Raw genomic sequence first — 23,742 nt, 5'->3', positions numbered from 1 at the left:
ACCCTCCGTTAATAAATTGGAGTCAGTATAATACCGTTCCGGACAAAGGTCAACGATTTTTACCTATGTTTTTCAATCCGCAGGCAGGTGCGATTTTTAGTTGCTCTGATATCAGATCATATCCTCGGCAAGTTAACGGATGGTTTTACTTGTTCAAGTCCCTTGTTGGATGTAAAGTGTTAAGTAGTCACTGGCTGAGTGACTGATGGAAACAGGATGAAAAAAGACGAATTTGATTACTCAAATCAAGACATAAAGCCGTCGGCCTTAGAGAACAAAGACAAGATTATCAGTCTGTTGCGCCGCGGCAGTCCGGTCATATTCCTAGACTATGACGGAACGCTGACTGAAATAGTCCCCGAGCCTGCCGCAGCGGTGTTGCCGGAACAGACCCGCCGGATGCTTGAAAAGCTGGCGGCAGTCTGGCCTGTAGCCGTTATTTCCGGCAGGAGCTTGGATGACGTGCGCCAGATGGTGAGGCTGCCGCAGCTATACTACAGCGGTAGCCACGGTTTCGAAATTGGGGACCCCGGCGGATTGCATGATGAGTCAAGGGGGCTGCCGTTCCTGCCGGCGCTTGATTCCGCAGAGGAGGAGCTTAGGGGACGCTTCTCGGGAGTGCCCGGTGTACGGGTGGAGCGAAAACGTTTTGCCATTGCTGTTCATTACCGCCAGGCGGCCGAAGAAAGGACAGAGATCATCAAAGAGGCAGTCAAGTCCGTCGCCAACGGATACCAATCGCTGGGTTTCTGCGGCGGCAAGAAGGTATTTGAACTGCGTCCGAATGTTGACTGGGACAAAGGCCGGGCGGTGCTGCGCTTGATGGACATTATCGGTGCCGGCGGGCCGGATTTGGTTCCTGTTTACATTGGAGATGACATAACGGATGAGGATGCCTTCAGGGCAGTCAAACCAAAGGGCATTACTATCGCGGTTATTGAATCTGGCATGGAAACGGCGGCTGAATATACATTGAAAAACCCGGATGAAGTGCAGAAGTTTATAAAAGACCTGGTTGAGGCGACTGCTGGATAACCGTTTCTCACCACTAAAAATAAAAGAGGGGCAGGAATATTCCTGCCCCTCTTTTTACGGGCGCACCGTAGAAATGATTACTAGTTAGCGGCGTCTATAGCGCCTTGGATCCAGGCATCGAAGGTGGACTGATTAGCGGCAATCCACTCTTCAGCATCTTCGACGATGTCCTCGGGTCGATCTTCACCCTGGTACATCTCATAGTTCTGGGCGAAGATGTCTTCCAGCGGCATGGTCAGGTTTTCGAAAATATATGCCGCCGCGGGATTTTCATCCAGGAATTCAGAGTTGGCTACTACCTGGATATCGTTGGCCGGCCAGCCCATGTTGTAAGGCTCAGAATCTCCGGCCTTACCTACCAGGTCAGCGACAAAGGTTTCGTCTTCCAGTTCTTCCTGACCTTCAGGCAGGCTTGAGAAGGGAACCTCCAACCAGACTACGTCTTCACCGGGAACCAGTGCGTTCACAGTCCAGTTGGGTGTCCAGGTGTACCAAAGGATCGGTTCACCGGCATTATAGCGGGCAACCGCGTCGGCCATGGCTACATCATACCCGGCCTGGTCAGCATTGACCCAATCAGCCAGTTCATAGGCTTCCATGTGATGGTTGATGACCGTTTCGCAGCCCCAGCCGGGCGGACAGGCAACCATGTTGGCTTTGCCGTCGCCGTCGGTGTCAAAAAGGGCGGCGATTTCAGGATCCTTTAAATCTTCAAGGCTGGTGATGTCGTATTCCTCAGCAGTCGCTTTGTCAATTAGATAGCCCTGCAGAGCGCCACCCATTGCGAATTCACCGACAACCTCAGCTCCGTCCTCAAATGATGAACGATACTGGTCATGCAGCGGGAACCAGCCGTCAGCCCAGAAATGTACATCACCGTTAGCGACAGAGTTGTAGAAGATAGGATTATCCAGTGTGGTCGGATCTTCTACATCATAACCGAGTTCCTCCAGTGCTTTGATGAACACCTCGGTCTGGAACCAGCCTGTTGACCAGGTAGGACGTGCTGCTTTAACAGTAACGCCCTCGCCGGGGGTTTCATCGACGGTTGGACCGGTGGTGGTTGGAGTAGTGGTCGGGTCGGTGGTACCGTCGCAACCGACAACCAGTAATGACAGGGTTAAAACCATGGCAAAACCGGCTAGCATTAATTTACGCATGCTTTTTTTCATGTTTTTCCTCCTTTTGTATTTCCGAAACTCTCCTCAGGTGCGCCATATGGAGTAGTTTGGGGGCTTATTGAAGCGGCATCAATCTATTTTTTTAGCCGCGATTTAAACCAGTTTATAGTTTTCTTGATTATGCCGGGACCTTTTTTGGTCGGCGTTTTACTGAAAGATTGAGACAATCTATCAAGGATAATGGCAATGGCAACAATTCCGATACCACCGATAGCCGCATAGCCCACATCATTGCGTCCCAGGCCAGTCCAGACAACCAAACCGAGACCGCTGGCGCCAATCAGGGCGATGACCACCGCCATGGACATGGCCAGCATCAGTGTCTGATTAAGGCCTGCCATGATGGTCGGCATGGCCAGTGGTATCTGGATGTTAAAAAGTATCTGGTTGCTGGTGCCGCCGAAAGAGCGGCCGGCCTCAACTACATCTTTAGGTACCTGCCGGATGCCTAAATCCGTCAGCCTGATAATCGGTGGCAGCGCGAAAACGATAACGGCAATCATCCCGGGTACCAGTCCGACGCCGAAAAGCATAACCACTGGAACCAGATAAACAAAGGCGGGAATAGTCTGCATGGCATCCAGAATCGGCCTTATTACGCCGGCAAATTTATCGCTGCGGGCAGCTAATATACCCAAAGGGATACCGACTAAGGCGCAGAAAATGACTGCGGACAAGACCAAAGCTAAAGTGGTCATGGTAGGTGCCCATAATCCCAGGAAGCCGACTAATGCCATTGTTAAGGTAGCTATCAGGGCAAATACCCATCCTTTGACACGCCAGCTGATCAGGAAAATTACTGCCAGTACTATTACCGGCGGCAGCCACAGCAGGAAATCTTCAGTACCGCTCAGGGTGAAATCAAATGGCACTTTTATAGCCTGGAAAAAAGATCTCAGGTTATCACTTAGCCAGTTAACGGCAGACTGAATCCAGTCATCCATGGGTATGGTATATAAATCAAAAGGCCACATATTATTCAGCCTCCTTTTCAGGGGTGGCTGGTTTTTCCTCGTCGGATTCGCTGGAGCCGTTGCCCAGTTCCGTGCCGACCGGGGACACGCTGCTTAAGACATCCAGCGGCTCCAGGACACCTTTGAACTTGCCTTTGTCCGAAACCACGGCAATCGGCAGGCTGTCGCCGCAAAGCATCAGCACCTCGCCCAGCGGAGTATTCTCCTCGGTTTGAGGGAAGTCCTTTATCATGATGGCATCCAGCTTGGTTTCTCCCTTGCGCACCGCCCGGGCAACATCCTGGTCTGTAACCAGTCCTACCGGTTTGCGCTGCCGGTCCAGGACGTACATGGCATCCGCCGGTGTACGGCGCAGCCTTACAGAGGCGGTTTTCAGGGTATCATGAGTGGTAGTAAGGGTATCAGCGTGTTTCATAATGGAAGAAGCGGTAAAGACCAGACCGCGGTTGACATCTGAAGTGAAGGCGGCTACATAGTCTGTTGCCGGATTGCTGACGATGTCTTCCGGCGTACCGATCTGCTCTATGCGCCCGTCTTTCATTACCGCGATGCGGTCACCCATTTTCAGCGCTTCATTGAGGTCATGGGTGATAAATATAATTGTCTTCTGCAGCGTTTGCTGCAGGTTAATAAGCTCGTCCTGCATATCCCGCCGGATCAGCGGATCGAGTGCGGAGAAAGGCTCATCCATCAGCAGGATTTCCGGGTCAGTAGCCAGCGCTCTTGCCAGGCCGACCCGCTGCTGCATACCGCCGGAAAGGTCTGAGGTCAGCCGGTCACCCCAGCCGCCCAGGCCGACCACTTCCAGGGTATCTTCGGCCTTCTTGCGGTCTTCATCAGTCATGCCGCCCCGGATTTTCAGGCCGAATTCTACATTCTCCAGGACCGTCTTGTGCGGCAATAGGGCAAAGTGCTGGAAGACCATGGCGATCTTGGTGCGGCGGATTTCCCGCAGGCGGCGTTCATCAGCCTCGGCAATGTTTTCACCATCAATGACTACCTTGCCCGCGCTGGGGTCATGCAGGCGGTTGAGACAGCGGATTATGGTTGATTTACCGGAGCCGGAAAGGCCCATGATCATGAAGGTTTCACCCTGGCCTACGGTAAAGTTGGCGTCAATCACGGCCGGAATGTTCCGGGATTTTTTCATGATGGATTCCCGGTTGGCGCCTTTTTTCAGTTTTTGAATGGTACCTTTTGGGTCAGGGCCGAAAACCTTGTAGAGGTTTTCTACCTTTAGCTTTTCAGTACTAATGAGGTTCCTCGCTTTTCTGGTAGATTCTGAACCGGCAAAGGCCGGAAGATTTAGAGTTATCGCGAAGCTATGCGTTTATACTATAACATGTCACAAATTATTGCAAGCTTCGTATTGGATAATATACCGCAGAATAACAGAGCGCCAATAACTCCGTAAAGTATAGAAAGCCTGTGGATTCCCCTGTATCCCAATCAGGTATCATGAATTAAGATAGGGCGATTTTTGATAAACTAATCATATTCCAGCACTGGCATAAACCGCCGCACTCTGCTTAAATATCTGGAAGGCAAATTAACCGGAGGCTTTATGGCTCACGATCATCATCATGATTACGAAATAGAAGAACTGGAAAAAGAAGAGTCGTGGCGCATGTTCCGCATTATCGGTGAGTTTGTGGATGGCTTTGACAAGCTCTCCGGCATCAAGCCTTCGGTCAGTATCTACGGTTCAGCCCGGGTGCCTGCCGGTGACTCACTCTACCGGACTGCTGAAGAAATAGCTTTTAAACTAGGGAAGGAAGGCTTTTCCATAGTTACCGGCGGTGGACCGGGGCTGATGGAAGCCGCCAATAAGGGAGCCGGACGGGCCGGGGTGGCCTCGGTAGGGCTGAACATCAAGCTGCCCATGGAACAGTCACCCAATTCATATACCACCCAGTCGCTGACTTTCAACCATTTCTTCACCCGCAAGGTGATGCTGGTCAAATACGCTTCGGCTTTTGTCATCATGCCGGGGGGGCTTGGCACCCTGGATGAACTAACCGAGGTACTGACCCTGATGCAGACGGGCAAAATCACACCGTTTCCCATCGTGCTCTACGGCACCGAATTCTGGGGCGGCTTCCTGGACTGGCTGCGGCACACGGTGATGGACCGGGAATACATCTCCCAGATCGACTGCGACCTGCTGCGGGTAACAGACAGCACCGAAGAAGTGGTGGAAATAATCAGCAACTGGTACCGGGAACACAAAATCACCGGTCACAAGGCGGTAAACAACACCAGGGAATAAACGGCTTCAGCTTCTAGTGGTGGCTGTGGCTGTCTTCCGGCAGCTTGATGTCCACCGGCGGTGTCTCGCCGCGGCGCTGGTAATAATCCAGGATAGCCTTGCGCAGCGCCTCTTCGGCAAGTACGGAGCAGTGCCTTTTCACCGGCGGCAGTCCGCCCAGGGCTTCAGCCACCGCTTTATTGGAAATTTCCAAAGCCTCAACAATGCTCTTGCCCTTGACCATGTCGGTGGCCATGGAGCTGGAGGCGATGGCGGCGCCGCAGCCGAAGGTCTTAAAAGAGGCATCGGTGATAATGCCGTCCTTGACCCGGATGTAAAGCTCCATGATATCGCCGCAGGTCGGATTGCCGACCCGGCCGATACCATCCGGGCTGGGCATTTCACCGACGTTATGCGGGTTTTTGATATGCTCAATAACTTCTTGGCTGTAGCCTGCGGGTCCGTTGGTCATAATATTACTCCTAGCTGGCCGTGCCCGGTGTCAGGGGCGACATGGCTCTTAATTTTTGCACGATACCGGGTAAAACTGCAATAACCCGGTCTATTTCACTTTCCCGATTGAACTTGCCCAGGCTCAGACGTATGGAGCCGTGGGCTTCTTCCGCCGTCCGGCCGCAGGCGAGCAGCACGTGTGAGGGTTCCAGGCTGGAGGAACTGCAGGCTGAGCCGGTGGAGGCGTATATATTCTCAAAATCAAGGTGCAGCACCAGCGATTCGCCCTCGATATACTTGAAGGAAATGTTGACGTTGTTGGGCAGCCGGTGCGTGGGATGGCCGTTAAGCGTGGTGTCCGGTATGCGCTCCAGCAGTTCAGCGGCCAGCCGGTCCCGCATGGCGGTAACGGCGACCTTTTCGTCTTCCATCTCCTTCATGGCTATTTCGGCGGCCCTGCCGAAGCCGATGATGCCGGGCACGTTTTCCGTGCCGGGACGCCTGGCGCGCTCCTGGCCGCCGCCGGACAGCAGCGGTTCCAGCTTGACGCCTTTCCTGATGTAGAGCGCCCCGATGCCCTTGGGACCGTAGAGCTTGTGTCCGGACAGGCTGAGCAGGTCGGCGTTGAGTTCGTTGACACTGACCGGAATATGACCGGCTGTCTGCACGGCGTCAACGTGGAACAGCACCCCTTTTTCCCTGGTGATGCGACCCGTTTCGGCTACCGGCTGAATGGTGCCGATTTCATTGTTGGCGTGCATCAACGTAACCAGAACCGTTCGCGGCGTGATTGCCTTCCTGACACCCTCCGGGTCAACCAGGCCGTTACGGTCAACCGGCAGATAGGTAACTTCAAAGCCGTTTTTGGCCAGGTACTGGCAGCTTTCAATGACGGCGTGGTGTTCAATGGCGGATGTTATGATATGCCGCCCCCGGTCAGCCCTGGCCCATGCCGTGCCTTTGATAGCCCAGTTGTCAGCCTCGGTGCCGCCGCTGGTAAAAAATATTTCATCAGTTCGTGACCCGATAAGCGCCGCCACTCTCTCTCGGGCTTCTTCTACGGCGCCGCGAACCGTTTGTCCGGCGCTGTGGACTGATGAAGGATTGCCGAAGGATTCACCCAGGAAAGGCATCATGGCTTCGGCCACCCGGGGTTCCACCGGGGTAGTGGCGGAGTTATCAAGATATATTGAACTGTTGTGGTTCATGGCACATTACCTCTTTTCTTAAGCGTTGGATTGGGCAGCAGGGGTGTAGGCGTCCTGGAACAACCATGTTGACAGGTAGCGTTCACCGGTGTCCGGCAGGATAACAACTATGAGCTTTCCGATCATATCCGGCCGTCCGGCAACTTCAGCCGCCGCCCAGGCGGCGGCGCCGGAGGAAATTCCGGCCAGGATGCCCTCTTCCCGCGCCAGTCGGCGGGCGACGGCGCCGGCGTTTTCATTGCTCACCTTTATAATTTCATCAATGAGTTCAGTCTGAAGGACAGCCGGTATAAAACCGGCCCCGATGCCCTGTATCTTGTGCGGGCCGGGGCTGCCGCCGGAAAGCACCGGGGAATCCTCCGGTTCCACGGCGATGATGCGAATTGATGGTTTGCGCTGCTTCAACACTTCGGCGATGCCGGTAATGGTGCCGCCGGTGCCCACGCCGGCAATCACTGCGTCTACCCGGCCCCGCGTATCCCGCCATATCTCCTCGGCGGTAGTCAGCCGGTGAATTTCCGGGTTGGCCGGATTGTCGAACTGCTGCAGCATCACGTAGCCGGGGTTTTCCTCCACCAGCTGCCGCGCGTGACGGATAGCGCCGGTCATGCCTCCAGACCCCGGCGTCAGCACTATCTCGGCTCCAAGTATGGCCAGCAGCTGGCGTCTTTCCATTGACATGGTTTCCGGCATGGTCAGTATAAGCCGGTAGCCGCGGGCAGCGGCGGTGAAGGCCAGGGCGATGCCGGTGTTGCCGGATGTAGGCTCCACAATGGTGGAGCCGGGTTTTAGCTTGCCCGAGGCCTCGGCGTCGGTAACCATGGCCACCCCGATTCGGTCCTTGACGCTGTGCAGCGGGTTGGATGATTCCAGCTTGGCTACAACTTCCGCTCCGGCGCCTTCAGCCAGGCGGTTAAGCCTCACCATCGGCGTATTGCCGATGGTTTCGGTAATATCGGCGGCAATGCCGCGGGTCAGCGCCGGGAAGCGACGATTCCGGTATTCAACTGTTTCAACATTAAATTGTTCGTTCATAAAAAGGGTTATCCTTTCCCCCGTGATATGAGGAAAATACCGACCTGTGCCAGTACATTGGGCAGCAGTCGGACCAGGGAGTTGCCGTTCAGATAAACGGCTGTTTCTATCCGCAGGCCGCCGCGGCGGCAATAATCGGCGAAGTCCGACAGGCTGAGGAAGTGCAGATTGGGGGTGTTGTACCATTGGTATGGCAGGGCCTTGGTCATCGGCGCCCGGCCGATAACTCCCAGCCGCCAGCGGGCGGAGATGTAGGCGAAGTTGGGCACGCCGACTATGGCTTTTTTCCCCACCCTGACGGCCTCGGCCAGGACTTCCTGCGGGTTTTTCACCTGCTGCAGGCACTGGTTGAGAATGACGTAATCAAAGGAATTATCGCCATATTCGGACAAGCCGTTGTCGATGTCCTGGTTGGAAACGGAAAGCCCTCGGGCTACGCAGCGGTAGATGGCCTGCTCTGAAATTTCCACGCCCCTGGCACCGGCGCTGCGGGTTTGGCCCAGGTAGGCCATGAGATCGCCGTCGCCGCAGCCCAGGTCCAGTACTGAAGCGCCGTCACTTACCAGGCCGGCTATTACTTGGTGGTCTTTTCTGACGTTTTTCACCCGGTTTCATCCTTTGGCTGATTTTTGGTTCTGAATTTGCGCAGGAAATGGTTGATCAGCAGCGTTTCCTCGTCAATTTCCAGCAGGAAGGCGTCATGGCCGTAGGTGGAGTTGATCTCGCAGTAGGTAACATCAATTCCGGCCAGCTTGCAGCCGCGCACCAGTTCCTTGGACTGGTGCGCCGGGTAGAGCCAGTCGCTCTTGAAGGCCAGCACCATGAAGTGCACCGGACGAGCCGCCGCCAGGGCTTCGGACAGGCCGCTATCACCGGCCAGGTCATACAGGTCAATAGCCCGGGTGATATAGAGGTAGGAATTGGCGTCAAAGCGCTTGACGAAGTTGTCTCCCTTGTACTGCAGATAACCTGCCACTTCAAAATCGGTACCGAGCTTGGCATCCCCTTCGCGGCGCTCCCGGAAGCGGCGGCCGAACTTAGCCGCCATGGACTGGTCGCTCATGTAGGTAATATGGCCGACCATGCGCGCCATGGCCAGGCCGCGTTCCGGCGCTCGTCCGCCGTAGTATCGTCCATTGTTGAAGTTGGGGTCGGCCATAATAGCCTGGCGGCCTACTTCGTTGAAAGCAATCTGCTGCGGCGAGTGGCGGGCGGTGGTGGCGATGGCGATGACCGACTGCAGCCGCTCCGGGTATTTTACCGCCCAGGTCAGCGCCTGCATGCCGCCCATGCTGCCTCCGGCCACCGAAAGCAGTTTCTTGATGCCCAGGTGATCTATCAGCCGTGCCTGGGCGGCAACCATGTCGCCAATGGTAACCAGCGGAAAATCCAGCCCGTAAGGCTCGCCGGTGGCCGGGTTGGTTGAAGCCGGTCCGGTGGAACCCTGGCAGCCGCCGATGATATTGGAGCAGATAATAAAAAGCTCATTGGTGTCAAAGGCCTTGCCCGGCCCGATCATGTTGTCCCACCAGCCGGGTTTTTCGCCGGGAGCGTGAACACCGGCGGCATGGGCGTCGCCGGTCAGGGCATGGCAGATGAGCACCGCGTTGGAGCGTTCAGCATTCAGCGTGCCGTAGGTTTCATAAGCCAGCACCGCCGGGGCGATTGCTTCCCCGGATTCCAGTTCCAGCTTATCAATGGTGAAATATTCGGTTCGGACCAGCTCTGGTCCGTTTTTCTCATTATCAGTCATGTTAATTTACCTTCTATCGCGCCGCTTTCTCCAGCGCCTGGTCCAGGTCGGTGATGATGTCATCTATGTGTTCAATGCCCACCGAAAGCCGGATGTAGTCAGGAGCCACGCCGGCCGCCAGCTGTTCCTCCGCGGTCAGCTGCTGGTGGGTGGTAGAGGCCGGGTGAATGACCAGGCTCTTGGTATCGCCGATATTAGCCAGGTGGGAAATCAGTTTTACCGAGTTGATGAAGCGGCGTCCGGCTTCCAGTCCGCCCTTGATGCCGAAGCCGACCAGTCCGCCGAATTTGCCGCCCAGGTATTTGGCGGCGGTGGCGTGGTTGGGGTTGTCCTGCAGTCCGGGGTATATCACCCGGCTGACCATTGGGTGACGCTTCAGGTGCTCGGCTGCCTTGAGGGCGTTTTCCGAGTGCCTCTCCTGCCGCAGGGTCAGCGTTTCCAGTCCCTGCAGCAGCTGGAAGGCGTTGAAAGGGGAAAGCGCGGCGCCGGTGTCGCGCAGCAGCTGCACCCGTGCCTTGGTGATGAAGGCGGCTTTGCCGAAGCTTTCGGCAAATTTCAGTCCGTGGTAGCCGGGATCGGCCTCGGTAAATTCCGGGAATTTGCCGTTAGCCCAGTTGAAATTGCCGGAATCAACAATGATCCCGCCGATTGTGGTGCCGTGGCCGCCGATATACTTGGTAGCCGAGGCGATTATAATGTCTGCTCCGTATTCCAACGGCCGCGCCAGCCCCACGCCGACTGTGTTGTCTACTATAAGCGGTACTCCGGCCTGGTGGGCGATTTCGGATACCGCCGTAAAGTCCGGCACGTCCAGGTTGGGGTTGCCGATGGTCTCGGTATAAACGGCGCGGGTTTTATCATTTATGGCAGTACGCAGCGCCTGCATATCGCCGGGCGGTATAAAAATGACTTTGCGGCCCAGCTTGGGAAAGGTGTGGTGGAAAAGTTCGTAGGTGCCGCCGTATAGGTTGCTGGTGGCCACTATTTCGTCGCCGGGGCGGGTGATGTTGAGCAGGGCCAGGGTTTCCGCCGCCTGGCCGGAAGCTACCGCCAGCGCTCCAATACCGCCTTCAATGGCGGCTACCCGGCGTTCAAAAACGTCATTGGTCGGGTTCATGATGCGGCTGTAGATGTTGCCCGGCTCCTTGAGGGCAAACAGGCTGGCGGCGTGATCCGCGTCGTTAAAGACATAGGATGTTGTCTGGTAGATGGGCACGGCGCGGGCGCCGGTAGCCGGGTCCGGGTTTTCCTGGCCGGCGTGAACCACCAGTGTTTCCAGTTTATAATCTTTCATAAGGCTAACCCCTCTGCTTCAGATATAATACATTTCGCCGTTGGGCGACATCTTGGCCTGCTGGCGGCTGACCAGGTCAGCCAGGGTGGTCTGTTCCAGTACCTCGTTCATGGCACGGCCCATTTCACCCCAGACATCCCGGGTGGCGCAAAAGTTTGACCGGCTGCACTTGTCCGGGCTGTGGACGCACTCGGCCGGTTCCAGGGGGCCTTCCAGCAGGGAAACCACCTCGCTCATCCTGATGTCTTCCGGCGCTTTGGCCAGCCGCAGGCCGCCCTTGGCGCCGCGTATCGTCTGAATGAGCTTGGCATCCACCAGTGGTCCCACCAGGTGCTCCAGGTAGGACAGGGAAATTTCCTGCCGCCGGGCGATTTCCCGCAGGGGAATTACCTGCTCGCCATAGTTCTGCGCCAGGTCCAGCAGGGCGCGGGTACCGTAACGTGAACGTGTGCTCAATTTCATTAAATCATACCGCCGATACTAAAAGTTGATGAAACTAATCAGTTTAATCGATAATAACAGTAAAGCGGCCTCTTGTCAAACCGGTCATTCAGGCGAAAACGGCATGGCGGGGGACGGGATGCGGCTCTTCAGGCTCTAATCAGCCGCCGCCTGATTCAGCTCTTCCACCCGCCGCCGGACAATTGAAACAGCGTCCTCCGGTCGGTGAATCGTCCAGGCTTCTTTGACCAATCCTTTGGCGTGGATGGCGGCGTTGGTGAAGGGCGTGGCCATGGCCACCACCTTCATGCCGGCGCGGCTGGCGGCGGTGATGCCGTTGACCGAATCCTCCAGCACCAGGCATTCCGCCGGCTTGGCGTTGAGCAGCTGGGCTGCTTTGAGGTAGATTTCCGGGTCCGGTTTACCGCGGCTGATATCCTCCGCGGTCAGCACCACATCCAGCAGGCCGCCGATATCCAGCGAAACAATAACATGCTCTACGTCACGGCGTTTTGAAAGGGTAGTCAGCGCGGTGCGGCAGCCGATCTCCCTGGCCATTTTCAGGATGGCCACGTTGAAAGGCCACTGGTTATCCCGCAGCACCTGCGGGTCACTGACCATTTGGTCATAAATCTCGTAGCGGATGGCGGTCAGCGCTTCCCATGGCTGGCTGACACCGTATTCCGGCATCAACCGGCGCAGCTTGTTTTCCAGCCCCAGTTTATCCATCACGTGGCGTGATGTTTCCTCGCGGGAGGCGCCGATTACCTCGGCATAGGCTTGGCCGGCCCTGGTATCGGGCTCGGCGCTTCCCAGTATCCGCTGCGCCGCCAGGTCATAAGCCCTGGCCTTCAGTTTTTCCGTCTGCACCAGTACGCCGTCCAGGTCAAAGATGAAAGCCCGTATCATGATGCAGTTCCCCCTGATATCAGCGCTGTAATGCTAATGCTTACCTGTCATGAAGGTCAGCCGACACTGGTAATAATACCGCGTCCTGTTTAATCATTGTCTGCCGTCACGGGCAGCGCATTGCGGCCCGTTCAGCCGCTGCCGGCTCCGGCGCTGCAGCCGAAGCAGTGCGGGCCGAAGTTGACGCGCCGTTCCAGCAGGCGGTTGAAATCAAATTCGAAAATGCTGCCGGGGCAGTCTTTTTCCAGTCCCATTCCCAGCGCCAGGTTGAAATCACAGTCATGCAGCCTTCCGCCTGAATCAACGCTGACCAGGGTGCGGCAAACGGCGCTTTCAATGGTGTCGGGGCAGGAAGAGGCGGCTACCAGCCGGTCCATGTAATCACGGTAGCCGCCCTGTTCCAGCAGCCGAACGGCGTAGCGGCCGGCCGGCATATTGGTTACTGTCAGCAGGTCATTGAACACTATGCCGTGATTCTTAAGACCCTCTTTATATTCGCTTTCCAGTTTAATCCGGTCATCTTCGGACAGCGGTCCGTCCCAGTTAGTAACCAGGCGCAGCCGCAGTTCCGGAGACCATCCGTAGCCGGCTTCGTTCAAACGCCGCAGCGACTCCAGGCTCTTGGCGAATACGCCGTCGCCGCGGATTTCATCGGTGGTTTGTTCATCGAGCGAAGGCATTGAAGCCAGGATTTCCACCCGCGCGTCGGCCAGGAACCGCGGCAGATAGCTCTTGTCCTGGCCGGTAAGCGGATTGCCGTCCAGGGAAACCGTCAGGTTGTGCCGCACTGTCACCTGTTTACCGGCATCCCGCACCGCCGAGACCAGGTAGTCAAAGCGCGGGTGCAGTTCCGGGGCGCCGCCGGTGATGTCCACTGACTTTATCCGCTCATGCCGCCGCAGTACCCGCAGGCAGGCTTCCATGACCTCTTCGTTCATGTGAAGCGGCTTTTCCGGCGAGGCCTCCAGGTGGCAATGGCGGCAGGACTGGTTGCACAGCCGGGTAATATTTAGCCACAGGGTATCAATGTCCGTCGGCGGCAGGCTCAGCCCGCGCTCGGACAGCCAGTTGTTGAAATCATATTCCTTATGCAGTTCCTTAAGGCTTTCCGACACGTTTAAGCTCTCCATCCTCGGTGACCATTTCTTCTGAATTGAACCACCAGTCGTAATCTTCAATATCGTCTATGTCTCGCCGGATCAATGTCAGGTGCACTTTGAGTTCCGGACTGAGCGTCCTGAGCAGGGTGTTGGCCAGCACCAGGTCGCTGCTCCACGGAATATCTTCGAAAAGCAGCGGCCTTTCCTTCGTTAGGCCTATGAGGTAGTAACCTCCGTCCGGCGATGGCCCGACTACCACGTCATTCTTTTCCAGGCTGTCAAAGGCTTCTTGCAGTATTTCGGTGTCAATACCCGGAATGTCGCTGGCGGCTATTATAACCTTTTTGGCGCCGTCGCCGAAGGCCCTGGAGAAGCCCTTGGTCAGCCGGACGCCCAGGTCTCCCTCCGGCTGGGTCCTGACGCTGAAGCGGCCCCCGGTCCAATCCCTGACCGCCGCTTCGTCTCCGGCATCGGCCACGTAGAGACATTTCTCCACACTGCCGTTCAGTCCGTCAGCCGCGGCGAACAGATTCTCGGCGCAGTAGCGGTAGGTATCAGCCGCCGCGGTTTCGCCAATGTCCGCCGCCAGCCGTTTCTTGACCTTGCCCGGCCGGGGATAGCGGCACATCATCAGCAGTACGCGCCGCGCCAGGCGGCGGTTGCGTTTTTCATATTCGGCGGCCAGCTTGTCCGGTGGCGTTCCCATCATATACCGGGTGATGAACCAGCTGTTGATAAGCAGCTGCCGCAGCGGTCCGCGCTCCTCAAAGCGGCGGGCGGAGGTGGTCACCTTGAGCGGGAAACGGTAGATGCGGCTCTGCCTGCCGGCCCGGCGCAGCAGTTCATAGTCCTCAAACAGTTTCTGGTCCGGAAATCCGCCCAGTTCCCGGAAAAACTCCTTACGTACGGTAATGGCGGCGTCGCCGAAGCGCTGCCTGCCCCGGTGTACCGATGTATAGGCGCTGATCAGCCCCAGCAGCCAGTGACGGCGGTCAAACGCAAGGCCAAAGGTGCCTATTTTTACTTCCGGGTCTGAGAACAAGCCATCCAGGTATTCGAAAGCCCCCGGCGGCAAGGTGGTATCGGCGTGCAGGAAAATAATAATATCGCCGGTGGCTGTCTTCGCTCCGGCGTTGCACTGCCGTCCGCGGCCCCTGGGGGCATGGCAGACGGCCGCCCCGTGCTCCGTCGCTACCAGTGGTGTCCGGTCGGCGGAGCCGCCGTCGGCTACGATTATTTCCGCCTCTGCGTTTTCAGCGCGGACCGCTTCTATACAGCGACCGATAGCGGCTGCTTCATTCAACGCCGGTATGACTACCGAATAATGGAGCTTGGACATACCCATGGATTATACCAGCTTGGACGCTCTCTTGATAAACCCGAGAACGGCATCTGGAGGCAGCCAGGTTTTTTGTTTGTCCCCAATGCTATAATTTAGCCATGAAAAAAATGAATTTGGAAAGACCCCTGGTTTTTTTTGACCTGGAAACCACCGGTTTGAACCCGGGCAGGGACCGCATAGTGGAAATCACCCTGGTTAAACTGAACCCGGACGGCACGGAAGAATCAAAAACCCGGCTGATCAACCCCGGAGTGCCCATACCGGAAGAATCAACCAGGATTCACGGGATTACCGATGAACAGGTAGCCGACAAGCCGATGTTCCACCAGATTGCCCGCAGTTTCCGGGATTTCCTGGACGGCTGTGATATCTGCGGCTTCAACATCAAGAGGTTTGATATTCCGATGCTGGAAGCGGAATTCCGAAGAGCCGGCGTTGAATTCACCCGCTCAGGCCGCAGCCTGATTGATACCCAGGTAATCTTCCACAAGTTCCACCCGCGGGACCTGGAAGCGGCCTATCTCATATACTGTGACAAGAAACTGGAAAATCTCCACTCCTCGGACGCGGATGCCCGCGCCTGCGCTGAGATACTGACCGCCCAGCTGGAGAAGCATAGTGATGTCCTGCCTTCCAGCATAAAAGAGCTTCATGAGTTCTGCTGCCGGGATGAAGAAGCCAACTGGATTGACGCGGACGGTAAATTGATCTGGGTTAAGAATGATGCAGCGGTCAATTTCGGTAAGAATAAAGGCGCTCTGCTCCGGGAACTGGCATCCAGTGACGCCGGCTTTTTGGACTGGATTATCCGGTCTGATTTCTCAGATGAAGTCAAGGATATTATCAACAAGGCTTTGAGCGGGGAGTTTCCGAGGAGATAGAGATCATTGTTCCAACATTCCCCTCTAATGCCAGTCCTTGGAAGCCGGCACTTTCTTCAGCGCTGAGAATGTCCTGACGCTGTCCACCACCAGGTTGCAGGCGCCTTCCCGCCGTGACAGCCGCCCGGTGACTATCAGGAAGGGTGACTTGAACTTTAATTCGTAACGTTCATAAACCCGGGGAAACACCATCAGCGGTATGTGGCCGAATTCATCTTCCAGGGTGATGAACACCGCCTTGCCGCGCGGTCTTTGCCGCCGGATGACCAGGCCGGCGGCAGTCAGCTCAGCGCCGTCGCCCAGCTTTGCTATATCCCTGCTGGAAATGACCTGAGCGTTAAGCCTGGGCCGCATGCTGGCCATGATATGGCCGGCCGGAAACAGACCCAGCACCCGGTATTCCTCCTGCATGCGTTCCCAGCCGTCCGGAGCGGCCAGTTCCGCCATGTCCTGGGCTACCGGCAGCGGCAGGAACATCTGGGAGTTCACCGGGCGGTAGCGCAGGCCAATCTCCCATTTTACCTTGCGCCGGTTAGGTTCCAGGCTGTCGAAAGCCCCGGCCCCGGTAAGCGCCAGGGCCACATCTTCCAGCACTCCGCTGCGCTCCAGGAAATCACCGATGCTTTTGAAGCTGCCGCTCCGGGACCGGCCGGCTATTATGGACCTGGCCGAGGCTTCTCCCAGTCCGGCTGCCTGCAGAAAACCCAGCCGCAGTTTGCCGTCTTCTATAACGCAGGAGGCGGAACTGCGGTTGATATCTGGATTCAGCACACTGACTCCGTGCCGCCTGGCGTCTTCTTTCAGCGTTTCCACGTTGTAGAAGCCCATCGGCTGCTGGTTGAAGATAGCGGCGAAAAACTCCAGGGGATAGTACAGCTTAAGCCATGACGCCTGGTAGGCGGTGACGCCGAAGGCAAAGGCGTGGGACTCCGGGAACATATACTGGCCGTTGAATTTGCGCCAGATGGCCTCAATAACCGCGTCATCCACCCCGCGGCTTGAGGCGCCGGCGGCGAACAGCCGGCGGAAATGCTCCAGCATCCGCTCATTATGGCGGCGGCTGAAAGCGCGCCTGAGCTGGTCGGCGGTGCCGGGGGAGATGCCGGCCACGTCAATGGCCAGCTGGTTGACCTGGTCCTGGAAAAGCACGATTCCCAAGGTGCGCTCCAGGGCTCGTTTTTCCAGCGGGTGGTCATAGACCACCGGTTTGCGCCCGGTCCGGCGGGCCAGGTATTCCTGGACGCCGCCGTTGACGCCGACGCCCGGCCGCACCGCTCCCACCTCGTGGGCCATGTCCAGCAGGTTGCGGGGCCTCAACCTGGTGATGGTCTGCATCTGGGCGGCTGACTCCACCTGGAAGATGCCGATGGTATCGCCCCGGCACAGCATGTCATAGACCGCCGGGTCATCGAAATCAATGCGGGACATATCGAGACGCCGGCCGCTGTTTTTTCTTATGGTTTCCACCGCGTCCTGCATCTGGGACAGCGCCCCCAGCGCCAGGAAGTCTATCTTGACGCAGCCGGCGTCATCCACGCTGTCCTTGTCCCACTGGCAGACGTAACGGCCGGCAGTGGCCGCCCGCTGCACCGGCACGATGTCGGTCAGGGGAACGGAAGAAATGATCATGCCGCCGGGGTGCTGCCCCAGGTACTTGGGAAATCCGTCCAGTTCAGCGGCCAGGCAAATGAGGTCTTTCCAGGCCGGCGAGTCTATCTTGTCACGGAACCGGGGAGACTTCCGCATCTGGGCTTTGAGTTTCCTGGCGCTGCCCCAGTCAGTGTGCCGGGCCAGCTGGTCCACCTCTTCCGGCGGCAGGCTGAGCGCCTTGCCCAGGTCGCGCACCGCGCCCTTTATCTGGTAGGTGGCGATAGTGCCGGTCAGCGCGGCGTGACGCCAGCCCCATTTCTCATGGGTGCGCAGGATAAGCTCTTCCCGGATGCGGCGGGGAAAGTCCAGGTCAATGTCAGGCACGTAATCCAGCGAATCCTCCGGCAGGAATCTTTCCAGCGAAAGGTGGTACTGCAAAGGGTCGATGTGGGACAGGCCGATAAGATAGCCGATGAGCAGCGACACCGAGGAGCCGCGGCCCCGTCCGGGCGGGTTTTCCTCCAGCGGCACCGCCGGGTCGGCCATACCCTGTTCTATCATGATCTCATGACCCAGTTTGATGACGTCATGGTAAAGGAGCAGAAATCCGGCTAGCCGGTGTTTCCTGACCAGCCGGAACTCTTCATCCAGTCGGGATTTGACCTGGGGCGTAACGCTGCCGTAGCGGCGGACCGCGGCTTCAAGGCACAGCTTTTCCAGGTAGCTTTCCGGGGTATGACCGTCCGGCGCCGGGTAATCCGGCAGGGCGTAGCCGGTCTGGCCGGACAGGTTGAAGGTGCAGCGTTCGGCGATTTTGACGCTGTTGGACAGGGCTTCCGGACAGCCGCTGAAGAGGCTTTCAATTTCGGCGACCGGACGCAGGTGGAATTCCGAGTTGGCTCGCCGCTCCTGGTGGCTGGACTCCAGGCTCTTGCAGGCCTTGATGGCCACCAGGCAATCCTGCAGCCGGTGCCTGTCACGGGTGTGATAATGCGCGTTGCCGGTGGCCACTGCCGGCACACCGGTTTTTTTGGCCAGGTCATACAGCCGGCGGTTACGCTGCCGGTCGCCGTACACCCGGTTATGCTGCAGTTCGATGAAATAGCGTTCACTGCCGAACCATTCCCGGTACTGCTTTACCATCTGTTCAGCCTCTTCCAGTCGGCCGCTGTCAGCCAGCCGCGCCAGCTGTCCCCGCGGGCAGCCGGACAGGACGACCAGGCCGGATGAATGTTCGGCTAAGCGTTCCGGCAGCAGTTCCGGCTGGTTGCGCTGTCCGGTTTCATGTCCGGCGGTGATGAGGCGGCACAGGTTGCGGTAGCCCTCCCGGTTTTCAGCCAGCGCGGTGAGGTGAAAGCCCCCGGCCAGGGTCAGCTCGGCGCCGATTATCCCCGGCATCTCCAGCGAGCGGCTGAGGTGGGAAAAGCGCATGGCGCCGCACAGGTTGTCATGGTCGGTAACCGCCAGGGCGGTATAACCCAGTTCCCGGGAACGCACCATAAGCTCTTCCAGTGACGAAGCTCCGTCATGGAAAGAATAGTAGCTGTGGCAGTGAAGTTCCGCGTAGCGCATTGTGATTTCCTAGTAGCTCTGGTGATACCAGCGGCCGTCAACCAGGTCCTTGAACAGCGTCAGCCTCCGTCCGCTGACCAGGATAACGGCATAGTAGAGTCTCCCCAGCGGTCGGGGCCGCCACCATTCATCATCCAGTCGCCATGCCTCTTCAATCCCGTCCACCGCCAGCCAGCGCCGGTTCAGCCTGACGGACGCCGGCTGGGCCGAATCGTTTTCTCTTACTGTTACCGTTTCCGGCTGATTTACCGGCTTAAGGGTTTCAGCGTGTAGCGACGTTCCGGTATCCTGGACCATGGCTCAACTTCCTTTATTTGAAATAGCTGGGGCGCGCCCATTTTCAGTTCCAGCTGCTTGATATCGCTGTTCAGTTTTTCGCCAGACCTGACCTCGGTAAAGATGCTGCTCTGCTGCCCGTCGGGACGGCCCAGCCGGGTAATCTTCATACCAAGTTCTTCCACCGGTCCCGGCTGGGGGTAGTTTTCTATCACCTGCCTGATGCGCTTCAGCGAAGCGGCGATGCTCATGGCCGGCTCCTTGAAGTGCACCGTTTTCTGCCAGTGCTCCGAAGCGCTGCTGCGGCTCCACAGCTCAATGCAGCGGACGCCGCTGCCTTTCTGCCCGAACTTGGCAAAAGCGCGGTTGAGTAATGACTCAAGGCTCATCAGCAGCACATCAAGCGAGGTGGCCGGTGACAGCAGGCTGGTGCTTTCTTCAATCACCTCCTCGGACATCCGGGGGTAAAAAGGCGTGTCGTCCCGGCCGCGGACCAGTTCCCAGATGCGGCGGCCCTCCGTTCCGAACTGGGCTTCCAGCTGCGGGCGTGACAGGGATGCCGCCTGTCCCAGGGTATGCAGCCCGAAATCACGCAGGCGGCTCCTGCTTTTCAGAGATACTGGCAGCGCGTCGCAGGAAAGGTCTTTTAAGTCACCGGCGGCATTGCCTGAAGCCGCCTTGAATCCGTCCGGGCCGCTTTGCCAGGCCATGACGCGGGACAGGAATTTACTCCCGGCGATACCGAAACGGGCTTCAAAAGAGGCCGGTATCCGCTGCCTGGCGGCCGATACCAGCCGGCTGTCATCGGGATAGAGCATCTCCAGCCCGTCACAGCCGATGTAAATATCTCCCAGGGACGTGCCTTCAATCAGGGGGCTGAGCTGTTCCAGCGAATCAAGTATGCTGTTGAATACGCTCCAGTAGCGGGCCATGTCGGCCTGCAGGATTTCCAGCCCGTCGTGCAGTGATAATGCCTGCTGCAGCGGCGTGTCTCTTCCTACTCCCCGGAGTCCCGGCGAGTGGTCCAATACCCGCTTCTGTGAGCCGGTGGAATAGACAACCACCGCCGGACGGCCGGCCAGTTCCGGGCGCTTCAGGACCTCGCACTGGAAGGCGAAATTGGGCAACAGGACACAGCAGAGCTTCATGGCTTGTTCTCCCGGGTAAAAAGGTTAATCAGTCCAGTTTGCGGATAATGCCGATGACCCGTCCCTGGATCTCAATATCCTGCGGGTTGCAGTAGATGGGGTCCATGTACTGGTTGGCCGGCTGGAGACGGATACGGCTGCCGTCACGGTAGATCTTTTTGAGTGTTACCTCGTTGCGGTCCTGCAGCCATACCGCTACCATGGCCCCGTCTTCAGCGCTGTTTTCCTGGGTCAGCAGCACGGTATCGCCGTCATCCACCAGGGCGTCAATCATTGAAGTGCCCCGGACCTTCAGGGCAAAAACGTTGGTGCGGCCGCGCAGGATGTCATCCGATACTTCGATTATTTCATCCGGCGTCATGTTCCAGGTATCATTGTCGGGCGCGGTTATCGGGCTGCCGGCGGCGATGGTGCCCAGCAGGGGAACCGGCTTGAGTGATTTGCCGGGAGCGGCCGGGAAGGCGATGCTGCGGGATATGCCCTTGATGCGGCTGATGAAGCCTTTCTTCTCCAGGACGTCAAGGTAGTACTGGGCCACGGAGGCTGCCTTGAGCCTGCAGGCCCCGGCGATATCCCTCATGGACGGCGCGTAGCCGTGCTGTTCAATGTACATTCGAAGATAGTTGAGAACCTTCTGCTGTTTTTCTGTCAGTTCTTCCATAGCCGCTACCTATTTATGTAGTATATTACATATGTTATAATTACTGAGGTGATGTTGTCAATAGTTTTCAGCAAAATATTTTTTGAGGGCTGAAGGGGGAGTATAATACGGAAGTCATGACGGCCATGATTTACATCGGCACTTCCGGCTGGAGCTATCCCCGGGGCGAGGGCACCTGGAAGAGGTATTTTTACCCGCCGGGCACCCGGAATGAACTGGGTTTTTACAGCCGGTTATTCAACTGCGTGGAAATCAACAGCTCATTCTACGCACCCGTCAATCCCGGTTATGCTGAGAACTGGGCGCGCAGGACGCCGGATGACTTTAAGTTCACCGCCAAGTTGTGGCAGAAATTCACTCACCCGAAGATGTATGAAGAGGCCTGCGGCAAAGCGGCGGTCATATCTTATGAAGACGTGAAGGTATTTGAAAGCGGCCTTGCCCCGATTGTCCGGACCGGCAAGCTGGGGGCGATATTGGCGCAGTTTCCGCCCGGTTTTCAGAATACTGAGAGCGGCCGGCAGACGCTTGAAGCCATCCTCAGTACTTTCGGCAAGTACCCGCTGGCGGTGGAGCTGAGGCATAAGAGCTGGAGTGAGGACCCGGATACTGCCCGGCTGTTGTCAGAGGCTGGCGCTGCCTGGGTGTGGATTGATGAGCCACAGTTCAATTCCTCAATCAGCCGGGAATTGCCCGTGACTTCCCCGATATCCTATTTCCGGTTTCACGGCCGCAACGCCAAAGACTGGTGGAGCGGCAGCAATGAAACCAGGTACCGCTATCTGTACTCCGGGGAAGAAATCCGGGAACTGGCCGGGCGGGTCAGCGCCGCTGCTGAAAAAAGCCGAAACATGTTTGTCTTTTTCAACAATCACTGGCAGGGATACGCGCCCCGGAACGCCCAGGATTTGAAGCGGGTTTTCGGGCAGCAGAATCGTTTGTTGGAGTGAGCCGGTATTCGAAGCAGCATTGTTATTGCTTTCTCAATGCTTGAGTTTGTCCAGCAGAGACTTTTTAAAAGCCAGGAATGCTTTATCAAATCCGAATTCATTGAAAAGGGCGCTGTCCACTTTGGTCATGGCGTACCATTCTTCCAGCCGCGGATAGTTCAACCAGCTAGGCAGGTCAAATTCTTCAGGTATTCTTTTGTCGCCGTTATCCAGTTTAGCCATTTGCAGAAGTTAAGTTTAGCCCGCCGGCGGATTCAATCGCAATAGTCATTTAGTACTTAGCGGCGGCTTTTTATCAGCCGCCCAGCAAGGCTACCGGTACAATGATAGCCACCAAACCCGTGGACACCACTGCCAGGATGAAAAGGTTGTAACGCTTGCCGTAGCCCATCAGCAGTGAAGAGTCATAATAACCGTCAACGTCCTGGTCCTTATACATTTTCAGCAGGCCGTTGACCAGCTTCATTCGCATTTCGCGTCCTTTCAGCAGCCCGTTAATCACCACGAAGTTGACTACCAGTACCAGGAAAATGAAAGAAGCGAAAACTATTTCCCGTGCGCTCATTTCATCCGATGAGGCGATGCCGGAATTGACAGCCAGGCTGAGCAGATTCAGGATAATGGCGGTAAGAATAAAAACGGTGTCGGTGCGGGCGTTCTGCTGCAGTTCGGCTATGATGTGTTCATGAACCCGTTCAATCATAATATGCCTCCTTTATAATACCTGAAGGCAAGCCACTGCCCAGCTTATTATACTCCCGGCCGGTTCGATGTATAACATTATTTTTTTGGGCAGACCTGGTGAATCGGTCGGTTAAGTCCGTGACAGGAAATCTCCTGAAGCGTTGCCCCGGGGGCGTTCTAACCATATAATAGCCTGTATCCAGTGATCGTAAGGAGGCTGGGATTGTCATGGCAAATACCGAACCCTATGTAACCGCGAAAAACATCAGCTCCAGGACTCAAGACTGGCTGGAAAGGATTAAGCCGTTCAACCAGCACCAGATGAGACTGAAACCGGGAAAAAGCGCCCTGCTGGTGGTTGATATGCAGCGCTTTTTCCTTGACCCGGCATCGCCCACCTTCACCTGCGGCGGACCGGCTATCCTGCCGGGGGTAAAACGCCTTATTGATGCCTTCCGCCGCCAACGCCGGCCGGTTATTTTTACGCAGCATGTCCACCATCCGGACGGCCTGGACGCCGGCATCATGAAATGGTGGTGGCAGGGAATGTGCCTTGAAGGCAGCCCGGAAAGCGAAATTCACCCGGATATCGCCCCCGTGCCCGGTGAGAAGGTTATTGCCAAGCACCGGTATTCCGCCTTCTATAATACCGACCTGGAAACTCTGCTGCGCTGCCAGGGTATTGAAGACGTAGTCATCGCCGGAGTAATGACCAATATGTGCTGCGAGTCCAGCGCCCGGGACGCCTATTACCGGGATTACCGCGTTTTTCTGCCGGCTGACGGAATGGGCTCAATCAATGAAGAAATGCACCTGGCCAGTCTTTTGAATCTGGCTTTCGGATTCGCCTGGGTAACCACCGTTGACATGATAGCCGCGCAGGTGGCCGGTCGGTAATACATATTTTTATTTTATCTTGGAAGTGTAACGTCTGTCCGTTGACAATTAGCTACAAGCGTACTAATAAAAAATAAGTGTATAGTAATACAAAATATTGGAAGAAAGTT

24 protein-coding genes are annotated in these 23,742 nt (G+C 56.8%); 5 read left to right on the top strand and 19 right to left on the bottom strand.

Annotated features, from left to right (window positions below; genetic code table 11):
- Positions 1 to 216 precede the first annotated feature (216 nt).
- Complete coding sequence (gene otsB / locus ACZ48S_RS06540; RefSeq protein WP_464211872.1) at positions 217 to 1,035, top strand: trehalose-phosphatase; 819 nt, start codon at positions 217 to 219, stop codon at positions 1,033 to 1,035.
- 80 nt (positions 1,036 to 1,115) lie between these two features.
- On the opposite strand, the gene proX is transcribed toward otsB, so the two are convergent.
- The 3 genes from proX to ACZ48S_RS06525 all read right to left on the bottom strand — a co-directional run bounded on the left by proX (position 1,116) and on the right by ACZ48S_RS06525 (position 4,340).
- The gene (gene proX / locus ACZ48S_RS06535; RefSeq protein WP_464211870.1) at positions 1,116 to 2,207 is read right to left on the bottom strand and encodes a glycine betaine/L-proline ABC transporter substrate-binding protein ProX; all 1,092 of its coding nucleotides are present in this window, start codon (positions 2,205 to 2,207) and stop codon (positions 1,116 to 1,118) included.
- A gap of 83 nt (positions 2,208 to 2,290) precedes the next feature.
- Entirely contained in the window at positions 2,291 to 3,190 is a 900-nt protein-coding gene (locus tag ACZ48S_RS06530) for an ABC transporter permease (protein ID WP_464211868.1), read from the bottom strand.
- Between the two features lies 1 nt (position 3,191).
- The gene (locus ACZ48S_RS06525; protein ID WP_464211866.1) at positions 3,192 to 4,340 is read right to left on the bottom strand and encodes a quaternary amine ABC transporter ATP-binding protein; all 1,149 of its coding nucleotides are present in this window, start codon (positions 4,338 to 4,340) and stop codon (positions 3,192 to 3,194) included.
- Between the two features lie 414 nt (positions 4,341 to 4,754).
- Between ACZ48S_RS06525 and ACZ48S_RS06520 the strand changes: the two genes are divergently transcribed.
- Positions 4,755 to 5,459, top strand: coding sequence for an LOG family protein (locus tag ACZ48S_RS06520; protein WP_464211864.1), 705 nt, complete (start codon positions 4,755 to 4,757; stop codon positions 5,457 to 5,459).
- A 13-nt stretch (positions 5,460 to 5,472) separates the two neighbouring features.
- Here the strand turns inward: ACZ48S_RS06520 and ACZ48S_RS06515 are convergent, their stop codons facing one another.
- The 10 genes from ACZ48S_RS06515 to ACZ48S_RS06470 form a co-directional block, all read right to left on the bottom strand.
- Positions 5,473 to 5,910: an iron-sulfur cluster assembly scaffold protein gene (locus ACZ48S_RS06515; RefSeq protein WP_464211862.1), complete on the bottom strand. Its 438-nt coding sequence runs from the start codon at positions 5,908 to 5,910 to the stop codon at positions 5,473 to 5,475.
- 10 nt (positions 5,911 to 5,920) lie between these two features.
- Positions 5,921 to 7,099 (bottom strand): cysteine desulfurase NifS, encoded by a 1,179-nt coding sequence (nifS, locus tag ACZ48S_RS06510; protein WP_464211860.1) that lies wholly within the window; start codon positions 7,097 to 7,099, stop codon positions 5,921 to 5,923.
- An 18-nt stretch (positions 7,100 to 7,117) separates the two neighbouring features.
- The gene (gene cysK / locus ACZ48S_RS06505; protein ID WP_464211858.1) at positions 7,118 to 8,134 is read right to left on the bottom strand and encodes a cysteine synthase A; all 1,017 of its coding nucleotides are present in this window, start codon (positions 8,132 to 8,134) and stop codon (positions 7,118 to 7,120) included.
- Positions 8,135 to 8,142: 8 nt separating this feature from the next.
- Positions 8,143 to 8,739, bottom strand: coding sequence for a methionine biosynthesis protein MetW (gene metW, locus ACZ48S_RS06500; RefSeq protein ID WP_464211856.1), 597 nt, complete (start codon positions 8,737 to 8,739; stop codon positions 8,143 to 8,145).
- Positions 8,736 to 9,887: a homoserine O-acetyltransferase MetX gene (gene metX / locus ACZ48S_RS06495; protein ID WP_464211854.1), complete on the bottom strand. Its 1,152-nt coding sequence runs from the start codon at positions 9,885 to 9,887 to the stop codon at positions 8,736 to 8,738. The genes metW and metX overlap by 4 nt, the downstream gene beginning before the upstream one ends.
- Before the next feature lie 13 nt (positions 9,888 to 9,900).
- Positions 9,901 to 11,181, bottom strand: coding sequence for an O-acetylhomoserine aminocarboxypropyltransferase/cysteine synthase family protein (locus ACZ48S_RS06490; RefSeq protein WP_464211852.1), 1,281 nt, complete (start codon positions 11,179 to 11,181; stop codon positions 9,901 to 9,903).
- 18 nt (positions 11,182 to 11,199) lie between these two features.
- Entirely contained in the window at positions 11,200 to 11,643 is a 444-nt protein-coding gene (locus ACZ48S_RS06485; RefSeq protein WP_464211850.1) for an RrF2 family transcriptional regulator, read from the bottom strand.
- 135 nt (positions 11,644 to 11,778) lie between these two features.
- Positions 11,779 to 12,531 (bottom strand): HAD family hydrolase, encoded by a 753-nt coding sequence (locus ACZ48S_RS06480; protein ID WP_464211848.1) that lies wholly within the window; start codon positions 12,529 to 12,531, stop codon positions 11,779 to 11,781.
- Positions 12,532 to 12,662: 131 nt separating this feature from the next.
- The gene (arsS, locus tag ACZ48S_RS06475) at positions 12,663 to 13,646 is read right to left on the bottom strand and encodes an arsenosugar biosynthesis radical SAM (seleno)protein ArsS (RefSeq protein WP_464211846.1); all 984 of its coding nucleotides are present in this window, start codon (positions 13,644 to 13,646) and stop codon (positions 12,663 to 12,665) included.
- Complete coding sequence (locus ACZ48S_RS06470; protein ID WP_464211844.1) at positions 13,630 to 14,970, bottom strand: TIGR04283 family arsenosugar biosynthesis glycosyltransferase; 1,341 nt, start codon at positions 14,968 to 14,970, stop codon at positions 13,630 to 13,632. The genes arsS and ACZ48S_RS06470 overlap by 17 nt, the downstream gene beginning before the upstream one ends.
- A 101-nt stretch (positions 14,971 to 15,071) precedes the next feature.
- Here ACZ48S_RS06470 and ACZ48S_RS06465 point away from each other — a divergent pair, with 101 nt between their 5' ends.
- Positions 15,072 to 15,854 carry a 3'-5' exonuclease gene (locus tag ACZ48S_RS06465; RefSeq protein ID WP_464211842.1) on the top strand — a complete coding sequence of 261 codons (783 nt, stop codon included), beginning with the start codon at positions 15,072 to 15,074 and terminating at the stop codon, positions 15,852 to 15,854.
- 24 nt (positions 15,855 to 15,878) lie between these two features.
- Here ACZ48S_RS06465 and ACZ48S_RS06460 read toward each other — a convergent pair whose 3' ends face one another.
- The 4 genes from ACZ48S_RS06460 to lexA are packed head-to-tail and all read right to left on the bottom strand — an operon-like array spanning position 15,879 to position 21,101.
- Positions 15,879 to 19,016, bottom strand: coding sequence for a DNA polymerase III subunit alpha (locus ACZ48S_RS06460; protein WP_464211840.1), 3,138 nt, complete (start codon positions 19,014 to 19,016; stop codon positions 15,879 to 15,881).
- A 9-nt stretch (positions 19,017 to 19,025) separates the two neighbouring features.
- On the bottom strand, positions 19,026 to 19,313 hold the full coding sequence (locus ACZ48S_RS06455) for a hypothetical protein (protein WP_464211838.1): 288 nt from the start codon (positions 19,311 to 19,313) through the stop codon (positions 19,026 to 19,028).
- Positions 19,262 to 20,440 carry a DNA polymerase Y family protein gene (locus ACZ48S_RS06450; protein WP_464211836.1) on the bottom strand — a complete coding sequence of 393 codons (1,179 nt, stop codon included), beginning with the start codon at positions 20,438 to 20,440 and terminating at the stop codon, positions 19,262 to 19,264. The genes ACZ48S_RS06455 and ACZ48S_RS06450 overlap by 52 nt, the downstream gene beginning before the upstream one ends.
- Positions 20,441 to 20,468: 28 nt before the next feature.
- Entirely contained in the window at positions 20,469 to 21,101 is a 633-nt protein-coding gene (lexA, locus tag ACZ48S_RS06445; protein WP_464211834.1) for a transcriptional repressor LexA, read from the bottom strand.
- A 116-nt stretch (positions 21,102 to 21,217) separates the two neighbouring features.
- Here lexA and ACZ48S_RS06440 point away from each other — a divergent pair, with 116 nt between their 5' ends.
- Positions 21,218 to 22,051: a DUF72 domain-containing protein gene (locus ACZ48S_RS06440; RefSeq protein WP_464211832.1), complete on the top strand. Its 834-nt coding sequence runs from the start codon at positions 21,218 to 21,220 to the stop codon at positions 22,049 to 22,051.
- Between the two features lie 33 nt (positions 22,052 to 22,084).
- Here the strand turns inward: ACZ48S_RS06440 and ACZ48S_RS06435 are convergent, their stop codons facing one another.
- Together ACZ48S_RS06435 and ACZ48S_RS06430 are read right to left on the bottom strand one after the other, a co-directional pair.
- Positions 22,085 to 22,273, bottom strand: coding sequence for a hypothetical protein (locus ACZ48S_RS06435; RefSeq protein ID WP_464211830.1), 189 nt, complete (start codon positions 22,271 to 22,273; stop codon positions 22,085 to 22,087).
- 73 nt (positions 22,274 to 22,346) lie between these two features.
- The gene (locus tag ACZ48S_RS06430) at positions 22,347 to 22,754 is read right to left on the bottom strand and encodes a hypothetical protein (protein ID WP_464211828.1); all 408 of its coding nucleotides are present in this window, start codon (positions 22,752 to 22,754) and stop codon (positions 22,347 to 22,349) included.
- Between the two features lie 209 nt (positions 22,755 to 22,963).
- Here ACZ48S_RS06430 and ACZ48S_RS06425 point away from each other — a divergent pair, with 209 nt between their 5' ends.
- Positions 22,964 to 23,632 carry a cysteine hydrolase family protein gene (locus tag ACZ48S_RS06425; protein WP_464211826.1) on the top strand — a complete coding sequence of 223 codons (669 nt, stop codon included), beginning with the start codon at positions 22,964 to 22,966 and terminating at the stop codon, positions 23,630 to 23,632.
- The last annotated feature ends 110 nt before the right edge of the window (positions 23,633 to 23,742 follow it).

This window comes from Dehalogenimonas sp. NIT-SK1 (assembly GCF_055384165.1).
This window is presented reverse-complemented; position numbering and strand designations above follow the sequence as displayed.